Origin of the sequence: Martinezella lusitana (assembly GCF_016901135.1) — a bacterium.
Classification (GTDB): Bacteria; Pseudomonadota; Alphaproteobacteria; order Rhizobiales; family Rhizobiaceae; genus Rhizobium; species Rhizobium lusitanum_D.
Map to the genome: position 1 here is coordinate 21,415 of NZ_JAFEVL010000023.1, position 19,025 is coordinate 40,439.

General features: G+C 56.6%; 18 protein-coding genes and 4 pseudogenes. 15 read left to right on the forward strand and 7 right to left on the reverse strand.

What is annotated here, in order from left to right:
• Positions 1-106: 106 nt before the first annotated feature.
• Positions 107-1,198 (reverse strand): divalent metal cation transporter, encoded by a 1,092-nt coding sequence (locus JTP94_RS09970; protein ID WP_312038144.1) that lies wholly within the window; start codon positions 1,196-1,198, stop codon positions 107-109.
• Positions 1,199-1,405 carry a hypothetical protein gene (locus JTP94_RS35880; RefSeq protein WP_312038145.1) on the reverse strand — a complete coding sequence of 69 codons (207 nt, stop codon included), beginning with the start codon at positions 1,403-1,405 and terminating at the stop codon, positions 1,199-1,201.
• 236 nt (positions 1,406-1,641) lie between these two features.
• On the opposite strand from JTP94_RS35880, the gene JTP94_RS09975 reads away from it, so the two are divergent.
• Positions 1,642-1,857, forward strand: a complete 216-nt coding sequence (locus tag JTP94_RS09975) for a hypothetical protein (protein WP_204850352.1) — start codon at positions 1,642-1,644, stop codon at positions 1,855-1,857.
• 536 nt (positions 1,858-2,393) lie between these two features.
• On the opposite strand, the gene JTP94_RS09980 is transcribed toward JTP94_RS09975, so the two are convergent.
• Complete coding sequence (locus JTP94_RS09980; RefSeq protein ID WP_204850353.1) at positions 2,394-3,170, reverse strand: SDR family NAD(P)-dependent oxidoreductase; 777 nt, start codon at positions 3,168-3,170, stop codon at positions 2,394-2,396.
• Positions 3,171-3,207: 37 nt separating this feature from the next.
• Positions 3,208-3,567: a hypothetical protein gene (locus JTP94_RS09985; protein ID WP_246754771.1), complete on the reverse strand. Its 360-nt coding sequence runs from the start codon at positions 3,565-3,567 to the stop codon at positions 3,208-3,210.
• A 388-nt stretch (positions 3,568-3,955) separates the two neighbouring features.
• On the opposite strand from JTP94_RS09985, the pseudogene JTP94_RS09990 reads away from it, so the two are divergent.
• From JTP94_RS09990 to xth, 4 genes and pseudogenes are all read left to right on the forward strand, one after another.
• Positions 3,956-4,436, forward strand: a pseudogene (locus JTP94_RS09990) (pyridoxamine 5'-phosphate oxidase family protein).
• A gap of 215 nt (positions 4,437-4,651) precedes the next feature.
• A complete protein-coding gene (locus tag JTP94_RS09995; RefSeq protein ID WP_204850354.1) occupies positions 4,652-7,327 on the forward strand; it encodes a PAS domain S-box protein in 2,676 nt (891 codons plus the stop codon).
• The gene (locus JTP94_RS35885) at positions 7,269-7,826 is read left to right on the forward strand and encodes a response regulator (protein ID WP_271022960.1); all 558 of its coding nucleotides are present in this window, start codon (positions 7,269-7,271) and stop codon (positions 7,824-7,826) included. The genes JTP94_RS09995 and JTP94_RS35885 overlap by 59 nt, the downstream gene beginning before the upstream one ends.
• A gap of 160 nt (positions 7,827-7,986) precedes the next feature.
• Positions 7,987-8,766 carry an exodeoxyribonuclease III gene (gene xth, locus JTP94_RS10005; protein WP_204850355.1) on the forward strand — a complete coding sequence of 260 codons (780 nt, stop codon included), beginning with the start codon at positions 7,987-7,989 and terminating at the stop codon, positions 8,764-8,766.
• Positions 8,767-9,019: 253 nt separating this feature from the next.
• Here the strand turns inward: xth and JTP94_RS10010 are convergent, their stop codons facing one another.
• The 3 genes and pseudogenes from JTP94_RS10010 to JTP94_RS10020 all read right to left on the reverse strand — a co-directional run bounded on the left by JTP94_RS10010 (position 9,020) and on the right by JTP94_RS10020 (position 10,444).
• Positions 9,020-9,436 carry an HD domain-containing protein gene (locus JTP94_RS10010; RefSeq protein WP_204850356.1) on the reverse strand — a complete coding sequence of 139 codons (417 nt, stop codon included), beginning with the start codon at positions 9,434-9,436 and terminating at the stop codon, positions 9,020-9,022.
• Positions 9,437-9,450: 14 nt separating this feature from the next.
• Positions 9,451-9,684, reverse strand: a pseudogene (locus JTP94_RS10015) (DUF2934 domain-containing protein); the annotation flags it as partial.
• 427 nt (positions 9,685-10,111) lie between these two features.
• Positions 10,112-10,444 (reverse strand): hypothetical protein, encoded by a 333-nt coding sequence (locus JTP94_RS10020; protein WP_204850375.1) that lies wholly within the window; start codon positions 10,442-10,444, stop codon positions 10,112-10,114.
• 378 nt (positions 10,445-10,822) lie between these two features.
• Here JTP94_RS10020 and JTP94_RS10030 point away from each other — a divergent pair, with 378 nt between their 5' ends.
• The 10 genes and pseudogenes from JTP94_RS10030 (at position 10,823) to JTP94_RS35415 (ending at position 18,633) form a co-directional block, all read left to right on the forward strand.
• The gene (locus tag JTP94_RS10030; RefSeq protein ID WP_204850358.1) at positions 10,823-11,230 is read left to right on the forward strand and encodes a hypothetical protein; all 408 of its coding nucleotides are present in this window, start codon (positions 10,823-10,825) and stop codon (positions 11,228-11,230) included.
• Between the two features lie 264 nt (positions 11,231-11,494).
• The gene (locus JTP94_RS10035; RefSeq protein WP_204850359.1) at positions 11,495-11,854 is read left to right on the forward strand and encodes a hypothetical protein; all 360 of its coding nucleotides are present in this window, start codon (positions 11,495-11,497) and stop codon (positions 11,852-11,854) included.
• 909 nt (positions 11,855-12,763) lie between these two features.
• Positions 12,764-12,991: a DUF2934 domain-containing protein gene (locus JTP94_RS36025; RefSeq protein ID WP_409456600.1), complete on the forward strand. Its 228-nt coding sequence runs from the start codon at positions 12,764-12,766 to the stop codon at positions 12,989-12,991.
• Positions 12,992-13,625: 634 nt separating this feature from the next.
• Positions 13,626-14,645 (forward strand): sensor histidine kinase, encoded by a 1,020-nt coding sequence (locus tag JTP94_RS10045; RefSeq protein ID WP_204850360.1) that lies wholly within the window; start codon positions 13,626-13,628, stop codon positions 14,643-14,645.
• A 595-nt stretch (positions 14,646-15,240) separates the two neighbouring features.
• Entirely contained in the window at positions 15,241-15,513 is a 273-nt protein-coding gene (locus JTP94_RS10050; RefSeq protein ID WP_246754773.1) for an ArsR/SmtB family transcription factor, read from the forward strand.
• A gap of 893 nt (positions 15,514-16,406) precedes the next feature.
• Complete coding sequence (locus JTP94_RS10055) at positions 16,407-17,093, forward strand: response regulator transcription factor (RefSeq protein ID WP_246754775.1); 687 nt, start codon at positions 16,407-16,409, stop codon at positions 17,091-17,093.
• A gap of 19 nt (positions 17,094-17,112) precedes the next feature.
• Positions 17,113-17,283, forward strand: a pseudogene (locus tag JTP94_RS10060) (cytosine deaminase); the annotation flags it as partial.
• 198 nt (positions 17,284-17,481) lie between these two features.
• Entirely contained in the window at positions 17,482-17,718 is a 237-nt protein-coding gene (locus JTP94_RS35760) for a DUF2252 family protein (RefSeq protein WP_281434789.1), read from the forward strand.
• Positions 17,642-17,803 (forward strand): annotated as a pseudogene (locus JTP94_RS35765) (DUF2252 family protein); the annotation flags it as partial. The gene JTP94_RS35760 and the pseudogene JTP94_RS35765, both read left to right, overlap by 77 nt.
• Positions 17,804-17,955: 152 nt before the next feature.
• Positions 17,956-18,633 carry a DUF2252 family protein gene (locus JTP94_RS35415; RefSeq protein ID WP_246754777.1) on the forward strand — a complete coding sequence of 226 codons (678 nt, stop codon included), beginning with the start codon at positions 17,956-17,958 and terminating at the stop codon, positions 18,631-18,633.
• Positions 18,634-19,025: the final 392 nt, after the last annotated feature.

The window sequence follows — 19,025 nt, forward strand, 5'->3', positions numbered from 1 at the left end:
CCACCTTGATTCGTCATGATGTTCTCTCCTCGGGCTTAGTTACTGCGAGACCTACTCGGTCTCGCGTTCCAAACAGTCGGACACAGGTTTAGTTCCCGCCCTGTCCCTAAAAAAATGCGGTCACCGCCATGCCAACGACCGCGGCGAACATGGCAATGCACGACGCCCAGCCAAAGGTTTTCAAACTACGGCCGATGACAAACTGCTTCATGACCTTCTTATTCGAAGCAATCAGCATCAAGATCGCCATGACGGGAACGGCGACCACGCCGTTGATCACCGCGCTCCAGAACAAAGCCGTCATCGGCGGTATGGGCGTGAAGTTCAGCAGCATTCCCACAACCGTTGCCAGTCCCACCGTCGTATAGAAGGCCTTGGCCTCGCTTGGCTCACGCGATAGCCCTACCTTCCAACGTGCCGCCTCGCCGACCGCATAGGCTGCCGAACCCGCCAAAACGGGCACAGCCAACAGGCCTGTTCCTATGATGCCTGTCGCGAAGATGATTTTGGCAAATTGTCCGGCAAGGGGCTCGATCGCTTTTGCCGCATCGACGGAGCTGCCGATATTCGTCGCTCCCGCCTTGTTGAGCGTGGCTGCGGTCGTCGTGATGATCGCAAGCGCGACAATATTGGACGCCGCCATGCCGATCAGCGTATCGAGCGTGATGCGCGTGTTTGCCTTTTCCGCTTCTTGGGGATGTTTGACGAGAGCTTCCTTACGCGGTTTCTCCTTCAGGTCTTCGGCTTCCTGCGAGGCCTGCCAGAAGAAAAGATAGGGGCTGATCGTCGTCCCGAAGATCGCGACGATCATCGACCAGTAACTCGGGTCCATCTTGAATGTCGGCAGCACGAGCCCGCGCGTGAAGCTCGACCAATCGACGTGCACGACGAACAGCGTTGCGATGTAGGAGAGCAATGCCAGGCTCAGCCATTTCAGGACCGCGATGTAACGCTTGTATTTCAGAAGCACCTGCAAGAGGATGCAGACCGCGCCAAATGCAGCGACATAGATCAGCGAGTAGCCGTTGACGAGCAAATGAGCCGCATCGCCCATCGCTCCAAGATCAGCCCCCAGATTGATGACATTAGCAAGCAGAAGCGGAATGGTGACCGTCACACCGACCCATCTCGGATAACACTGGGCCATGCTGCCCGCCAAGCCCCGACCCGTGGTCCTGCCGATTCGAGCACTGATCATCTATACGGCCACCATCAGCGGATAGGTCAGGAGTAGCGTCCAGCTCGCAATGTATCCGAATTGCGCCCCGGCCTGAGAATAGGTCGCGATCCCGCTCGGGTCGTTGTCCGAGGCGCCGGTGACCAGACCAGGCCCTAGTATTTCCAATATTCGTGGTTTTGAAGGTTCGACAACGGCGCTCCTGCCATCCATCTGATAGTCACTCATTAAGGCCTCCCAGCAGAAACCCGAGACGGCGCGTTTCCAGCGCTCGGGGTGCGAGTGAATCGCGCTTGCCGGCTGATTGTTCCGGACAAACAGGGAAGCCAAAAATAATGCAACTACAAAGGCTTATCTATGAACTAGACTCAATCTTTGCATGCATTTTCACGATATTTCGCCTGCGAAGGAACTTTCAGCCTGGGTATCGATTTGCTTGGTGGAATGGAGGAGAATTATCAAATATGGAAACGCAACGGCAGTGCGAGCGGCGGCGGCCGATAAGGGGACCAGCTTATACGCTAGCGGACTTTCAGCAGAAGTACGGTCTGGACAACGGAATGGCCGAAGACCTCTTCATTCGCTTCGGCCCCTCATCGATCGAGCTTGATTTGCTGATGGCGGCAAAACGCCGGACCCCGTCCCTTGATGAGCTGACGGAAGAGATGCCGTATCGATAAAGGTCCGTCAAAAGACGCTTTTCAAGATTTCAGAGGCGCGGTCACGTCGCCAAACCAATGCCCATCCCGCCTTGGCTGGATGAGGGTTCTGTTGCAAATATTCCCGGCCCATACCCGCGAGGTGTTCCAGCTGTGCCATTGCCGACCGAAACGTGCCCTCGCACGTAAGCGTCCCGATGTGGATCTCATAAATTATGGCCTCTTCCCCAGGGACGGCCTTTCCAATCCGGGTGTTGCCAGCGATATGAATGCGGATCGACAAGGATCGACTGGCTGCCAACATCGCTTGCCTGCTGCCGCGACGCCGGGCACGATCCTGCCATCTGGAAGCACAAATCCGTGCGCCCCGCCAACCACCTTGGCTTCGACAAGCGTTTCGAACCAGCCGTCGACATCCCGCTCCATCGCAAGAACCTGGTCGCCTATTCAGAGGCTCAATTCCCCAAGTGCCGGCGCCCACAAGCGAAAACTTGTGCTTCCATCGTCGTGAACGATGAGACCCCAGTTAAACTGGCTATTCAAGTTGTGAGCATCCATTAACGCAGCAGCCCTTGGCCGCCGTCGACCCATATCGGCGTTCCGGTGACGTGCCGCGCCGCATCGGAGACGAGGAAAGCGATTACATCGGCAACGTCCTCGCTCTTGCCGGGTGCGCCGCCCGTAATGGGAACCTGACCCTCCGGCCAGATAACGGGGATCGCAGTTTCGGCCTCTTCTCGCAACACGGTGTTGGCTTTGATGTTGGTTTCGATTTCGCCAGGACAGACAGCGTTGATACGGATATGGTCGCGGGCAAGTTCCAGCGACAGTTGCTGAACGATGGCAACCTGCGCAGCCTTCGTGGCGGTATATGCCGTCGCACCAGGCGTGGTGAATGTGCGCGTTCCGTTGATTGACGAGACGACGACAATCGAGCCGCCGCCACTGCGCTTCAACTCCGGGACCGTGGTATGAAGTGTCAGATAGGTTTCCGTCAGATTAACCCCGATGGTTTGGTCCCATTCGTGCGGCTTCAGATCGTCGATTGGAGCCCACACACCGTTAATCCCGGCATTGGCGACAACAGCGTTAAGAGGACCAAACTGTCTCACAATGGCGCGAACGGCTTTTCGCATCTGATCTTCAAGGGTTATGTCCGCAGCCACAGCAATGGCTGCTCCGCCACTTTCCGCAATCGCGGCAGCCGTGGCTACTATCTCTTCTTGGCTGTGACCGAGAACACCAACCGAATATCCCCTGGAGGCCAGGAGTATGGCCGAGGCTCGTCCCATCCCGGAACCCGCGCAAGTCACCATTACGACACGGTTCGCCATCAGTTGCGCGATCGTGTGGAGGGAATACTTGTCACGGTTACGGAGACAGGATCACTGGCGGGAAAGCTATTCTCCAGTCCCAGTTCGAGTTCATCTTCGAGAACATCCGCGTCCTTGCTGGACCGAGCACCGGAACAGGCTCGAGGCCCCTACTTCCTTCATCGAAATTGCCGTTGCTCACGGCATCGTAGCGGTTGACGCTACCCTCTTTTTCTTGCTCGCCACCAAAAGTGGCAAGCTGAACCATAAGGGCCTTGGCGTGGGTGATCGCCTCTAAGTCGTCGAGGGTGTCGTTCGGCGTGCTGAAGGTGACCGAGATGAATTCGGGTCCCTCGCTAACGAATTCCACCGTCGTCGACCCACCGTTCAACGCAACGCGTGTCTCTATAAGCTGCATCTCACCTCTCCTATCACATCACCAAGCAGAACTCGCGAAGACGTCATCAGGTTCCTGTCTGCTGTCGGACGGATTGATGACTTTTGGGATTTGTGCGGATCGGTTTTCTGCTGATTTCCAAGCCTGACGTCCTCGGGACGGTTCAGAGCTTCCCAAGCGCGATCTACTAAATGCGAAATCTCCTTGCATCGCCCATCGCTCCGGGCACCTTCCTTATAGGCTTCCAGCTTTGGCTCAGATGATCCGACCCACAGCCCTTCACTCCTCTTCCGCAAACGACGTGACAACACCGGATAGCGAGATTGTGAGACTTCAAGACAGGAGCTCCTAGGAAGGGAACAACCGGACCGTATTGGGATTTTGGTATCTCTAATAGCGGGAGAACGACATGACCGAACAAGACAATGCGACGCGAGTTGGGGAACTCGTCGAAACGATTGGCTTTTGCATGTTGACCACACACGATGGGTCTGAGCTGCGTGCGCGGCCGATGACGGCTCACGCAGAGCGCATAGAAAACGCGATCTATTTCCTGACCGATGTTAAGGCTCACGAGGACCAGGAAATTGCGTTGCGACCTGACGTGTGCCTGGCCTTTGCAGATACGAAAAGACAGAAATATGTCTCGGTTTCGGGGCGAGCCGAGATTCTCAGGGATCGGCAGTGGATCGACGAGTTATCGGGGGGCACCCGCGAAGATATGGTGGGATAGCCCGGATGGCCCTGCGATCAGGGTTTTGAAAGTAACCCCGTCCTTTGCGGAATATTGGGATTGCTCGGGCACGATCGTCAACTCCATCAAAATGGTTGCTGCCGCGATATCGAATGCAAAGCCGGATATGGGAGAAAATGCCAAGGTTGATCTCTGAGCCATGAATGCATTTTCGGCGTCGGGAGATTGACGTTCGGTGGCTCTGGTTCGCATGTGCCAACGCGTTTTCCTCCCTGCAGAGCTATTACCCCCACGATCCTGACGAGATCCGGAATTGAGATGAACACGTCAGCAAGCGGCGCGTCCTCGATGGAACTTTCCACATAGCGCGTCGTTTCAGAAAAAAACGGGGTTCAAGCGAAGGTTCCAGACATGCGTAACGACTATATAGCGGAGTCCGTTTTACCTGATGTCTTCCGGTCGGAATTCCCATTACATGCCAAGCCGGATCTGATCGAAAACCTGCCTTTGGCGATTTATGCTTGCGATGTTCAGGGCCGCATTCTTTGGTTCAACAAGCAGGCAGCAGCACTCTGGGGTCGGGTGCCGACGATCGGTTCTGACGACGACCGGTTTTGCGGCTCTCACAAGTTCTACTTGAACGGCCGGCAGATCTCGCCCGCAATAGCGCCCATGGCGAGGGTGCTGCGGACGGGAGACGCAATTCACGGACTAGAGGGAAAACTTGAACGGCCTGATGGGTCTATGATCTCGGTGATGGTCCACATCGAGCCTGTAGAGGGCGAAAATGGAGTAATCGGCGGGGCCATCAGCTGTTTCCACGATATTACTCGGCGCATTCAGGCAGAGGACGCCGTTAAGCGCCAGGAGCAGCGCCTCGTCGCCACCTTCGATCACGCAGGCATCGGGCTCGCCGAAGTCAACGCAGATGGCAAACTTCGGCGCGTTAACGGATGTCTTGCAGATTTGCTCGGCTATCCTGCGAGCGAATTGCTGGATCGCTCGATCTTCGATCCGTTCTTGGCGGAGAGCGCTAATATCGACGAACAGGAATTCCGACGTCAGGTGCGCGGAGAGATAGATCATTATACCGTTGAGAAGCGCATCGTTCGGCGAGATGGTACCAAACTGTGGATTGCGGTGACCTCGGAGAGCGTCAAGGACGTAGATGGTCGATTTCTATATGCCGTGCGTGTTCAGCATGACGTGACTGCTCGCAAAGAAGCTGAAATCGCCCTCCTGCGCCATGTGGAAGAACAGTCTGCGCTTTATGAATTTACCGATGGCCTTCAGCGCGCGGCAACCCTTGATGACGTTTACCAGCTCGCTCTGAGTGTGATCGGGCGAGCACTCCGTTGCGACCGCTCTGCGGTTTTACTGTTCAACGAGACAGGAGAGTTGAACTTTGTCGCCTCACGCCGCCTTTCGCCGGCCTATCAATCAGCGGTCGCGGGTCATTCTCCCTGGCCTTTGCAGAGTACCAATCCGGAGCCTATTGCAATTGAAGATATAGAGGGAGCGGATCTGCCTAAACCGCTAAAGGATGCGATGCGCAGTGAGGGCATTGGCGCACTGGCCTTCATTCCGATCATCTCACAAGACCGCCTTTTGGGGAAGTTCATGACTTATTATGATCTTCCGCATGCCTTCAGCCAATCGCAGATTCGGCTGGCCCAGACCGTCGCCCGGCAACTCGGATTCGCTGTGGAGCGGGTTCGCAACGAAACTGCGCGTAAGCTGGCCGAACGCGCCGCCAATCAGCTTGTCGCAATCGTAGAATCGTCCCATGACGCGATCGTCAGCAAAGATCTTAGCGGCATCATTACGTCGTGGAACGACAGTGCCGAGCGTCTATTCGGCTATCCGCCGGAAGAAGCCATCGGCAAGCCGATTACCATGATTATTCCGCCGGATCGTTTAGATGAAGAACCCCTCATCCTTGGGCGTATTCGCCGTGGCGAGCGCGTTGATCATTTTGAGACGGTGCGCCAACGCAAGGACGGCACACTGGTGGAAATCTCGTTGACCATTTCGCCCATCCGGGACGATCACGGCCGGGTTGTCGGCGCTTCGAAAATCGCGCGCGACATCACGGATCGCAAGGCTGCGGAGGCTAAGCTCCGACGCAACGAACAGCAAATGAAAGATCTACTCGCAGCGATACCGGCAGCAATCTATACCACCGACGCCAACGGCAAGATCACCTACTACAACGAAGCAGCCGTTGAACTTGCAGGCCGCATCCCCATAATCGGCTCTGACGAATGGTGCGTGAGTTCGAAACTCTATTGGCCTGACGGCACGCCGCTGCCCCATGACCAATGCCCAATGGCCATTGCGTTAAAAGAGGGTCGTATCGTGCGGGGGGTGGAGGCCGTCGCGGAAAGGCCGGATGGGACGCGTATACCTTTCATCCCTCACCCCACGCCATTGCGCGACGAAACGGGCGCCGTCATCGGTGGGATCAATATGCTGGTCGACATCAGCGAACGAAAAGATGCGGAGACACAGATACGCTTGCTGTTCAACGAGCTGAACCATCGTGTCAAAAATAATATGCAGATGCTCCAGTCGTTGGTGAGCTTGGCAAGTCGAAAGACGGACAATACCGAAGCGCGCGAAATTCTTCGCGATGCCAGCAAGCGAATTGCTGCAATGGCTGCGGCGCAGCAGGTTCTTTACAGCACGACGGACGCCACGCATTTTTCCGCCAGAGAACTTCTAGAGTCAGTCTGCGAAACCGCACGTCAGACCTTCCCAGGACAGGTTACCATTCGATATTCGATCGATGATACGGTGCTGGCGAACGATACGGCAATGCCGCTCGCCCTCATATTGAACGAACTTCTGACGAATGCCCTGAAATACGGAGGCAACGCGCGCGAAAGAACACTTGAGGCGGGCCTCCTAAGGGCCGATGGAGAGATTTGCCTTTTTGTGGAAGACGATGGTCCAGGCTTTGATTGGGAATCTGTTCGACACCGCTCGTCCGGACTGAAGCTGGTTCAAGGCCTCGCACGCCAGCTGCGTGGTCAGTTTTCTGTTACAACTGAACCGAGGACACGATGCAGCATCCATTTCTCCTGAAAACTTATTCGCCGGCTTTTCACGCCATCATCGTGGCTCGTTGGATCTCATCCTGATGCCCGGGCGCAAAGAACTGCCGGCAAAACAGTGGGTCGACAAGCCGGCCCTCGATCGCAGCCCCGCCGTTCCGACCCAGATCATGATCGTCGAAGACGATTTCCTGATCTCAATCCAAATGGAGGAAGCTCTGAGAACAGCGGGCTTCGAGGTAACGCTGGCAAGCTCCTCCGAAGAGGCCTTGCAAATTGCTGGCGGGCAAACTCCCGCGCTGGCGGTGATGGACGTTCGTCTCCCCGGAACGTTGGACGGAGTCGATACCGCGCTCGAAATGTTTAAGACATACGGCCTGCGTTCGATCTTCTCAACGGCCCATTCGGATCCGGAGATCCGCGCACGTGCCGCTCCGGCACTGCCGATCGCATGGTTAATCAAACCCTACACGATGGCTTCCTTGGTTGCGGCCGTCCAATCTGCTGTGGGCACAGGCAATTCCCTATAGCAACGTTAGGGGGCTTATAGGCCGACGTTCACCTCCACCGGCGCGACGTGTCTTCGCTCGGAACAAATTGCCGCCCGCTCGCTTTTTCTTGTCGATTGCGGGCCGCGCCACACGGACCTGGGGATGCAGCAGCCCTGCGTCACGCACGAGGAAAACATGCTTGAAGATAGCCACCTATAACGTCAACGGCATCAATGGGCGTCTAGCGGTTCTGCTTCGGTGGTTGGAAGAGGATATCCCGGACGTTGTATGCCTTCAGGAACTCAAGGCGCCCGATAACAGGTTTCCTCATCGCGAGCTCGAGCGCGCCGGCTACGGCGCAGTCTGGCACGGCCAAAAGAGCTGGAACGGTGTGGCAATCCTCGCCAAGGGCATGGCGCCTGTTTTCACGCGGCGTGGGCTTCCAGGCGATCCGGACGACACCCATAGCCGGTATATCGAGGCTGCCGTCAATGGTTTACTCGTGGGTTGCCTTTACCTGCCGAATGGCAACCCCGCGCCCGGCCCGAAATTCGACTATAAGCTCGCCTGGTTCCGACGCCTGCATGACTACGCCGCGGACCTGCTCGGGCTTGACGTCCCCGCCCTACTCGTGGGTGACTTCAATGTCATGCCGACGGATATGGATGTCTATGCCCCGGAGCGGTGGCGGGCCGATGCACTGTTCCGCCCGGAAGTGCGTCAGGCCTATGCGGGCCTCATCGCACAGGGTTGGACGGATGCGATCCGGCATCTTCATCCGGACGAGCGGATATATACCTTTTGGAAATACTGGCGGAATTCCTTTGAGCGGGATGCTGGACTGCGTATCGACCATCTTCTCCTAAGTCCCGCCATTGCGCCGTTCTTACGGTCAGCCAACGTCCGTCGAGATCCGAGAAGCTGGGACCACACCAGCGACCACGCCCCCGTCATGATCGAGATGGACGAACCGGTCTGAAGACGAAAATCGATGATGGCCAATAGAGGGGCACGGGTTGTCAGGCTGCTTTCGCTTTCGTGACCGAGCCGACGACAGCGCATCGCGAAGTTCTTCGATCCTCGGCAGTCACCAACCGCTCATCCTTTTGTACTCGCGCGACGAAGCTCCCCAACTACGTCCGCGAATATGAAGTCCGGTGATGTTTTCCAACGGAACCCGCCTTCGTCGAGATATCGGCTGCCGGGAGCGTTAGGTGGGCGAAGGCGCCGTTTTAGCCGTTCATCACGCCGAACAGGATATCCAGCCCGCGTTGATATTTCTCAGGGTTCATGCCAGTCTGCTCTGCCTGCCACAGATTATCTTCGAGATCCGCTCGCTTGACGGGCAGCGCAAGCGGATTTGATGCTGCCCGTCTCACGAACTCATCATCTGTTTCGCCCGTCCGTTGCGTCATTGCATCCACAGCCGATACAATCGTTGGCGGAAAGCCTTCTTCCCTCAGGCGGTCGAGCGTCCAACCTCTTCCCTTCTCGACGACGTCATGAAGATACGCAACCGTACGAGCTTCACTGCCGGAAACGACAAGCGCGATCCGCTGACAATGCTCGAAGAACGGCCGGCCTGTCTTGTCGACCTGTCCCTCATGTGCCTCGAGTGCGATTTGGATCGCGTGGTCAAGATGTTGCATGACAATCAATGCCCTACGGTCTTTTTACGCGTCCGGTTTGGCGATGCTTCGCCGGAGGCAGGAAGAAGGGCTTCAGCGTCATGATCGTCCGCATCCAGCAGGTCCTGCAATGTCTCGTGCTCATTGTCCTCCTCCAGTTCATCGCAGGCTTGCAACCAATGGCGCAACGCAGCGCCATCGGGGCGACCCTCGTCCTCCCAGATTTCGTGAGCGCGGCGCCGGATTTGTTCATGTTTGTCAGTAGCCATAATTCCTCCCTGACCCAATTGAGCAATTCGAGTAACGCAAGGATTTTATGTGTTTCGCAACTTTTCTTGCTTGTGCCGTTGCCCATGACTAACTCAATTTGTGGAGCATTGTTCCGATCGTGCTCGCCGACCCCAAAAACTTTCGATCACACCGCAGACGATTGGCGCAGACATACTGTAACTGGAGGGATGTCCTGGAAGAAGACCAGGAGGTTCACGCGACCATTTAAATGTCCTCATCGAGAGTGATGGAGTGGCTTGGGAGCGCCGGGCCTTGTTAGATGCAAAGCTAGGCTGTCATGCATTTTATTAAGCCCAGGTTGATATCATACCGTGGGCGTCACCCGTCACGCCGGTCCAAGCCTATAGGAACGGCTCGCCTCCAGTCACGGCCGGTCAGGAATGTTCCGCAACGGACATCGGCCAGTCACGCCGCCGTCGTCACCCTCTCGAAGGAGAGGACCTTGTAGCGCTCCTCAACGGCGGTAAGCAGTTCCAGCGCCGCGCCGCCGACGCCTGAGTGCTTCCAGCGCACCTGATAGGTCACGTGGACGGCGGCATCGGCCTCACCTTCCCTTTTTTCGATGACGAGGAAAGTGTAGTCGAGCGGCTCGAATATTGCCTGGATCTTTGCTATCTCGACTGAGCCTACGAGTTCGATCTCCATGTGCGCCTTCTGCTGATGTGGTATCAATTCATCGAACCATTTGAACGGCGAAAGCACGATAAAGGCCGCGATGGCGCCAGTTGTTCCGACCACCAATTGTCGCCCCGATGCAAAGGCCGATCGCCGTCATAATCCACAGCGTAGCCGCGGTCGTGACGCCCGTGACGAGATCGCCGGCCAATCTGATGCAGCGCGAGGGTGAAAAGACCCGGTCTTCGCCGCTTCTCCGGAACCATAAGAACGTTGAATCGTTCTTTCACCGGTTCATTAGCGACTCTCCTGGAGCGGTGACGCTCATCAATTGCCATTGAAGGCAATCACCGGCACAGCTGCTTCAACAGCAAGCATTTGAAAAGACTATAGAATGCCCGCGCTCTACGTCGATATGCAGTCATATTGAATCTGCGGAAAAGGCCATCCTCCATGGGTACTATTCAAGGCACTAGCATCGGTTTTTGGCGCCGCCAGAGAATGACCGCGCGCCCGAACATCGGAGAAACAGCATTCAAGACGTTGATCGTGGCGGGCGCCCTCCTGTTGCCGCCAGCCGTGGCAGAGGCCCAATCAACTCAGCTCGAAAATATCTGCCAGATCGTCGCCAAGAATTTCCTTTTGACGGATCATCTCAACGTCGGCATCGTCCAATCCTTTCCCGAATTGAAGCCGCCCGGAGCCCGTTTGACTTACTCCACCCGACCGGGAACCAGCAAGTCTGATATGATCGACAGCTTCGAATGCGAGTTCGACAAGTCCGACGCACCTTACCATCTCACGCGGTTCTGCGTGTCCCAGGTCTGCTATTCCGCAAGCGATGCCGACGCCGACCGGAAGCGGCGCTTCGACGAAATGCGCATCCTGCTCGACCGCACGAACAAGTGAGCCAGTTTCGCGCAAGGCGTGCAGAATGAGTAGATGAGCGGACCGCGCACCAGCCTGGCACTGATAAGAAAGGACGGCTCTGATCATGAGGGCGGAATGTGCGAAGTTTGGGGTATCTGCGATCTTCCTCGATTGCCTGGCCGTCCCATAGCCAACACAACCAAGAAAGCGGGTTTCCGAAACCGGCAAATCTGCGCCCCATCCGCAGGGGCCGTCTTTCGCAATCGCTACCCTGACCATCGAAACGCTCTGGAGGAAATATTTATGCCGACGTCCAAGCAATCGCCCGCTGTCCAGTCCATGCGTAAGGAACAAAAGGAGCAGCGGACTCGTGCCCGAATGAGCGAGCTCGATACCGGTCTCGAGGGCACTTTTCCCGCGTCCGACCCGATTTCGGCCACGCGTAGTGCGGTTTCGGTCGTGCGGGTCGATGCCGAGGCGGCGAACAGCGCGATGCGGCAGCAGCCGGCGTTAGGCTCACCGCTTGTTTCGAAGACACCACATATTGCCAAGGCTGGCGGTCGGAGCGCGGTTCGTGAAATCGAAGATCGGATCCGCAAGCAACCATTAACAGCAGTGGCGGTCGTCGCCGCCCTCGCCTGGGTCTTCGGCGCAATGCGTTGAGAATGCTGATCGATCTAGATTATCTTGGACAGAAGAGGCTTCGTCCGGTACTATTCATTCCAGCGGCAATGCCAACGCAAATGACGCAAGTGCCGGGACCTCCAAAGGGTTGGCCAGAGCTGGTTTTCGGCGACGTTGATCTTTTTCCAAGCGCGCTCCTCATTTCGGCACCACGTGCCAGTTAGTACTTTTGTGCGGTATTTGGGAGAGATGGCGGTCGGGGGTGTCTTACTGCTAGAAGACGAGCCATTAATAGCGCTCGACGTTGAGGACGTCCTCGGCAATGTGGGCTTTTAAGAAATTCGAACCATCGCATCCTGCGCTGACGAGGAAGTCTGGCTCGAGCAAAGCAGCCCTGTATTCGCCATCGTCGATCCGCGTCTGCGAGACGGAATGGACGGACTTGCTCAGATATTAGTAAAGAGAAACGTCCCATTTATAGTCTACTCCAGCGACGTCATCACTGTCGCCGACCAGGAGCCAGCCTTCGCGTCCGGCGTGTGGCTGTCAAAGCCTTCGCCACCCACAGATCTGATCGAGGCAATTGAAACAGCTATGCTTAGTCGAGCCTGAGCAATGGGCCCGTGACAGTGAGCGCCACGAGCTGAGATCGGTCGCGGTTGAAGCGACCGGAATGGCTTGATCGCTACCTCGTCTGGGAGGCTTAGATCAGCATCTCTGTTTTCGCACGACGCCGAACGGGTTGCCGATGACAACACCCTTTCATATCCATTCTCCTCCTGAATTGAAATTTAGGGCCCCTTTTTTTCTCCGACGGGATAGATTTTTCGATGCGCTGCAGTCGCTTTTTGTCACGGTCGCGACAGCACCAACATATTTTTCAGGACTTCCGTTTTCTCAGGGAACTGCGCTGGTCGGTTAGCGTTAGAACGACCGCGGAGGAATGAGATGACAGACGAAAGAATGAATTGGATAAACGCACGTGCCTATGACCTATGGCAGCACTGGGCTCCGCATGGCAAGGACCAGGAGCATTGGCTTCAGGCTGTCGCCGAGCGCGACCTGATGGAACAAACACGAGCATCGCAGGGGTATCGCCTGCTCGATGTCTGGTCGCAGACGTTCCTCAACCACGACACCGCTGTTGGCGCTGCCAGGTCCGCTGCGCAACGGTAGCATGTCGAAGGCCGCGATGCCGAGATCTCCTATCAACTCGCGGACGGTCGCTGGCAGACAAAGCATGCCGACGGGGTTGATCGCCCGTACACGGAGGTCATGATTCTTGTAGCCGATCTCGGGGTTCTCAGCCCCATTATCTACCAACCGTGTGTTCACTAGCTCTAGCGCCAACTAAGAGGCCAACCCACCCACATTGCTGTATCGGATGAACGGGTAGGTATCAGGCGATCAAAAAGGTCGTCGGCGATCGATTTTGGTGGCAGAAACTCGGTATTGTCCAAAGTCGCATCAAGCAGCTCCTGTGCATAGGCAATCGCTGAATCAGCATCCGACGTACCCAGATGCATATCATTGCATTGCGCCGCAGATCATCGCCCGCGCAGGCCGGCTATTTTTTTCGGCTCCGGCAAGCCGAGGAAACGCTGTTAGAGCGTGGTAATCCGTAGAGCAATGACTTCGCATGAAAGGTCTGGGCCGTCGGGTGCACGTGTAACGGATTCTTCTCACCGCCTTATCGATCCGTGTTATCGTCCGGAAACGTGCATAGCAGCAGGCGCTGTCTTGAACGACGACGTCCATACCGGGGAAGGCTTTCGCGCCGCGAGCCTCCGGCCCCTCAGGACATCAAACCATGACCACGCTTCCACCTCTGCAGCCAGAAGGCGGGCTTAATCTTGCCTTAGCTGTGGTTGCCTCATCGAGCGCGCCGCTGTTGCTTCTCGACGGCGACCTGACGGTAATTGCTGCGAGCGCATCGTTCTATCGCGAATTCCAGATCGAGCCGGTCGAGATACCGAACCGAACGCTGTCGGCCCTGGGCAGCGGAGAATGGAATGTGCGGCAATTGTCTTCTTTGCTGCACGCCACCGCTACCGGAGCCGCCAATATCCATGCCTATGAGATGGACCTCAATCGCGACGGTCAAGCATCACGGCGCCTGGTATTGAACGCGCAGAAACTCGATTACGGAGGCCCCGACCATATCCGGCTTCTTCTTTCCGTCTCCGATGTCACCGACGCCCGCCTCGCCGAAAAACTCAAGGATGATCTCTTGCGGGAGAAGGCGATCCTTCTGCAGGAGGTCCAACATCGGGTGGCAAACAGCCTGCAGATCATTGCCAGCATCCTGATGCAAAGCGCGCGAAATGTGCAATCGGAGGAGACGCGCACGCATCTGCAGTCAGCGCATAGCCGGGTGATGTCGATCGCTGCCGTCCAGCAGCAGTTGGCTGCCTCCAGGCTTGGCGACGTTCAGTTGCGGCCGTACTTTCAGCAGCTCTGCAAAAGCCTTGGCGCATCAATGATCCGGGATCCGAAGGAACTTTCCATCGAGGTCAACGTCGATGACAGCAAGACCAAGGCCAACGTCTCTGTGAGCCTCGGCCTGATCGTCACGGAATTGGTGATCAATGCTCTCAAGCACGCCTTCCCTGGCCACCGCAACGGCAAGATCGTCGTCGACTATCACTCGAACAAGACGCAATGGTCGATGTCGGTGAGCGACGATGGTGTTGGCGTTCCCGCGGACCCGGTAAGCTCCAAACCCGGTCTGGGAACAGGAATCGTCGAGGCGATGGCAAAGCAGCTCGATGCTGTGTTTACGACCACCGCCGCCACGCCGGGAACGAAGGTGTCTATCGTCCATATGTGACCAAGATCTATCATCCAATCGTACAAACAGAAATCTGACGGTCGGCAGACTAACATGTACCAGATGCGGTCATCCTTCAAAGATCAATCCATGACAATCGCGAGTGAGGCTCAACCTGCCTATCGGTGGTGCTCCGCTCAAGTTTGCGCCGGAAAATGAGTTCGTGGGATTTTCGGCTGACAGGATGACCAGAAGAATTTTCCTGGAGCAGCGTCCTCGTTTCAACGGTCTCTGGCATTGGTCAAGCGCGACCAGATCCGATCCCCGTTCGAGGTGGAGTACCAAAGTCATACCGTATCAGCGCAATTAGAGAATGACATTCGGACCGATCGGGTATTTTGATCAATGTCCAAAGTGTATCGAGACCACGCCAGTGTTGGGCGGCCCCGACGGCTGGAGCCAGAACCCGCTTTGGTGTGTTCGAATGAAGTAATTGCGCCGCCCTCCACATTTTAGCGGGCGTAACAGCCTACAGGTCGATCTCAACGCCACTGCGACATGGCGCGCATAGGGCGATCGCGGTAGAGGTTGTTAAGAGACAATGATACGTGATCCATTGCGATGAGATTTGCAGGGGAGCCGGGAGGCAACGCAATTGGACACGGAGAAAGCCGAGCTTGCCGCGGCGATGTTATCGGCGATGGCCAATCCAATAAGGCTTTCAATTCTTATTTTTCTCGCCGACGAAGAGTTCTCCGTCAATGCCATTGCGTCGCATATGGGGATAAGCGGTTCATCAACCTCTCAGCACTTGGCAAAGTTGCGAACGCAACGCCTGGTGACGGCCCGCAAGGAGCGCCAGGTGGTCTATTATTCCTGTCACTCAAAGGCAGCACACGCGCTGCTGCGAACATTGGATGACATCTAATTCGAATAGTTCAATTGATCACGCCTCCCGGGCTCGTCGCAAATTTCAAGCTTCATGGTCTGATTCATCCTATTTTCGACGGGTGTGGAGTCCGTTGACCGCCCGTTCGGGTAGGTTAAGTAAACCGTCGGTAGCTGGTAGAATAATTGCTACCGGTTTGGATGCCACCCCCGATCCGGCTATTGCAGCGTCCGACGAGACTATGCCCCCAAGCGGTGTCGTCGGACGCCCCCTGCACAATCAGTCGCCAGATTATCGCAAGACTCGAAAACGAATATGTCGAGTCGGTTGAGCGCCACAAGAACGGCCGCCCTCGCATTCTTCGCATCAGTCTTCTCCACGGGGGCGTCCAATGACGCTTGCGATCACCCTATTTTTGTCACCCGGATGCTGTCGATCCTGTCGGCAACGCAGGCCCTTTCGGCTGGGACACCGACTATAAATTTGTCCTTGCCGACATTTCCCGGGGCAGATCGCCGCCACGGGCAAAGCTGCGGCGGAAAACGGTGACGCGGCTGGCCGATATGGTTGATGGCCCAATTCTATATCCACTAATCCCTATGGATTACACTCCCCAGCTGTAGAATTGCGTGACAACGCCTCCAGAATATTATTTATATATCTTAATGTACTCAATAAATATATTGAATCATAAGTAACGATCTGCAATAACACAAACGAGAATAAGGGGAGCGACAGGCGATAGGAAGCAATGTTTCGATTTGGGCGAGTGCTTTGCTATCGAAAAAACAGAACTATTCGGGCGGTTACAAGAAGAACAAAGGCCACACTAAAAGTTGGGGGTATAGGCCATGAACGGACAGCCATTAACGAATGAGAAATTCGCTTCAGAAACAGCGGCGCGCATCATTTCAGTTCGAACACCGGATTCATTGAGGCCGCTTGTTGCCTCAGGCATCGCCGGCGCGGCGGAATCAGAGGACTATGTCCTTCTGATCGATCCCAGGGCGCTGGGTCGCGAGTATTTTTCAAGAAGTCTCACAGACTATGACGACAGCATGAATATCGTCACCGTAGCGTCGTTCGAGGAATGGCAGATACGGGACATGCAGGTCGCACCGTCAGCCATTCTCTTCATGATTGGCGGACGCAAGGTTTCCGACTCCGAAATCAGCACGAAGATTTGCGCCTTGGTGGAGAGATTCAAGGCGAGTCCCGTGATCGTCGGCGCCGACAGCGACGAGCTCGCACAGCTTTTGCAAGCACTGGAATGCGGTGCTCGCGGCTATATTCCGACCAGTGTCGACGTCAAGGTCGCAGCGGAAGCCGTGGCCCTCGCCCGTGCTGGAGGTGTATTCGTGCCTGCCAGCAGCATCCTGGCTGCCAAGGAGGCACTCGCCCCCGTCGCAAGCAGGAGCTGCAGCCTCGACACTCTGTTTACTCCGCGAGAGGTCATCGTTGCTGAGGCGCTGAGGCGCGGCAAGGCAAACAAGATCATTGCCTATGAAATGGACCTTTGCGAGAGCACCGTGAAGGTTCATATCAGCAACATTATGAGGAAGCTCAATGCGACGAACCGCACGGAAGTTGCCTACAAGATCAGGGAACTCGTGCAGTAACGCTTTCATCGCGCCGGCGAGCTTTGGTTACGGAACGGCCTCGGTCGAAGCGCTCTGCCGCATCGCTGCCGATCGCGGCCTGCCGGTCGACATGCATTGCGACGAGACCGACGATCCGATGTCGCGCCATATCGAAACCCTGGCGGCGCAGACGATCCGTTTCGGGCTGCAGGGCCGTGTTTCCGGATCGCCGGGTCCGTCCGCCGGTCGCCGGCCCACTATCGCGGCAAAGCCGGTCCGCCTGAGGAACTGTTCCGACGATCCGGCGTTATGGTATTCGTTCCAAGCGTTCGCGGGGATGGTACATGCAGTGGACACCCATTCTGAATTACCGCCTATTAGCATGCACGCCGCGCCTTACGGCTTGCTGCGATGCGAGTGCTAACCGATGAGCGCCAAGGACCGCGATTCTCTTCTGATCGCCCGGCGCAACCTCAAGATGGCACGGTCCCCGGAAGCCTACATCAGGGGGACGACCAGACTATTTTATGAATGGCTCGCCCGACACTCGCTCTCGGTTCCTGAGGGACCGGCCGTCTGGATCTGTGGTGATTGTCATCTGGGCAATCTCGGGGGCATTGGCGGATCGCAACGGCGACGTTGGCGTTCAGGTCAGGGATTTTGATCAAGCTGTCATTGGCAATCCTGCTCACGATCTCATAAGGCTGGGGCTTTCTCTCGCCTCCGCCGCGCGGGATTCTGACCTTCCTAGTGTGACCACTGCGAGAATGCTGGACGCCCTGATTGGTGGTTATGAATCCGCATCCGGGGGAGTCAGGCGCACACACCGCACCTGCGCCAACCGAAGGACATCAGAAAGCTTGTTAGCCATTCATTGCGTAGGCGCTGGCGAGATCTCGCAATGGAGAATTTTCAAACGAAACACCCCTTGCTTCCCCGCAGGTCCGAACGCGCCGCGGTTCTTGCGCTTTGCCGGCAGAGGAAACTGGGGGAAATCATCCTTGGGTCGGAAAAGCTGCAAAAGTCTGGCGATCAGACCGTGCTTGACGCAGCTTACTGGGTCAAGGGCTGCAGTTCGCTCGGCCATCTGCGATGCGCGGTTTTGGTTGCTCATGGCAAGCACCGGCCGGTTTCGTTGCTTGATATCAAGGAGGCAAAGGGTGCCGCCGCCCCTTCGGCGGCCGGATCCGGAATGCCGCGCGATGATGCCGAAAGGGTCGTTGCGGGAGCAAAGGCCCTGTCGCCCAATCTCGGCAACCGCATGGTTGCGGCAAGGGTAATGGACAAGGCTGTGTTCGTTCGCGAGATCGCGCGCCAGGATATGAAAATCGACCTCGGACGTCTTGGCGCAGAGGAACTCTGCGAGATCGCCCGCTATCTCGGCGGGGTCGTGGGGCTTGCTCACGGTCGGCAGATGGGCGAGCACGAGTGGCGTTCGTGGACCGGCGAACTTAGCGGCGTGCGCAAGAGAAAGCCGGATGCACCGTCGTGGCTCTGGACGTGTGTAACCGAGCTCCCGTCGATCCATGACAAATCCTATCTCGAACATTGTCGGCAATTCGCGCTCGAACATCACTAGCCGCAGCGACCCTGCCGAAACAGGCACCGATCATGTAACGCGTGGGATCGCCCCGCCGATAGAGCTTGTCGCGTCAATGGAGTAAACCGCCATCCACCGGCCCGGTCCGTTACGTCGGTCGATCGACCTTCTCAACGCTTTCCGATTGCCGACCCCAGCGGCATTATGGGAGGCTCGCTGCAATCGATCTCACGCGGGCGGCAGCAACCAGCGCGAGATTGATCGGAGTTGAAGGTTTGCCCCGACTTCGCGGCTATCTAAATTCTCGGTGAGCTCTCACGCCTTGGAAATTTTGTGCATCGGCCGGGATGCTATGGCAGTTGCCAAGTCGACGAAACAGTTCGCTGGGTCGAGAGTATGGTTCGTCATCTACCAACGCGCCGATCGAGTCA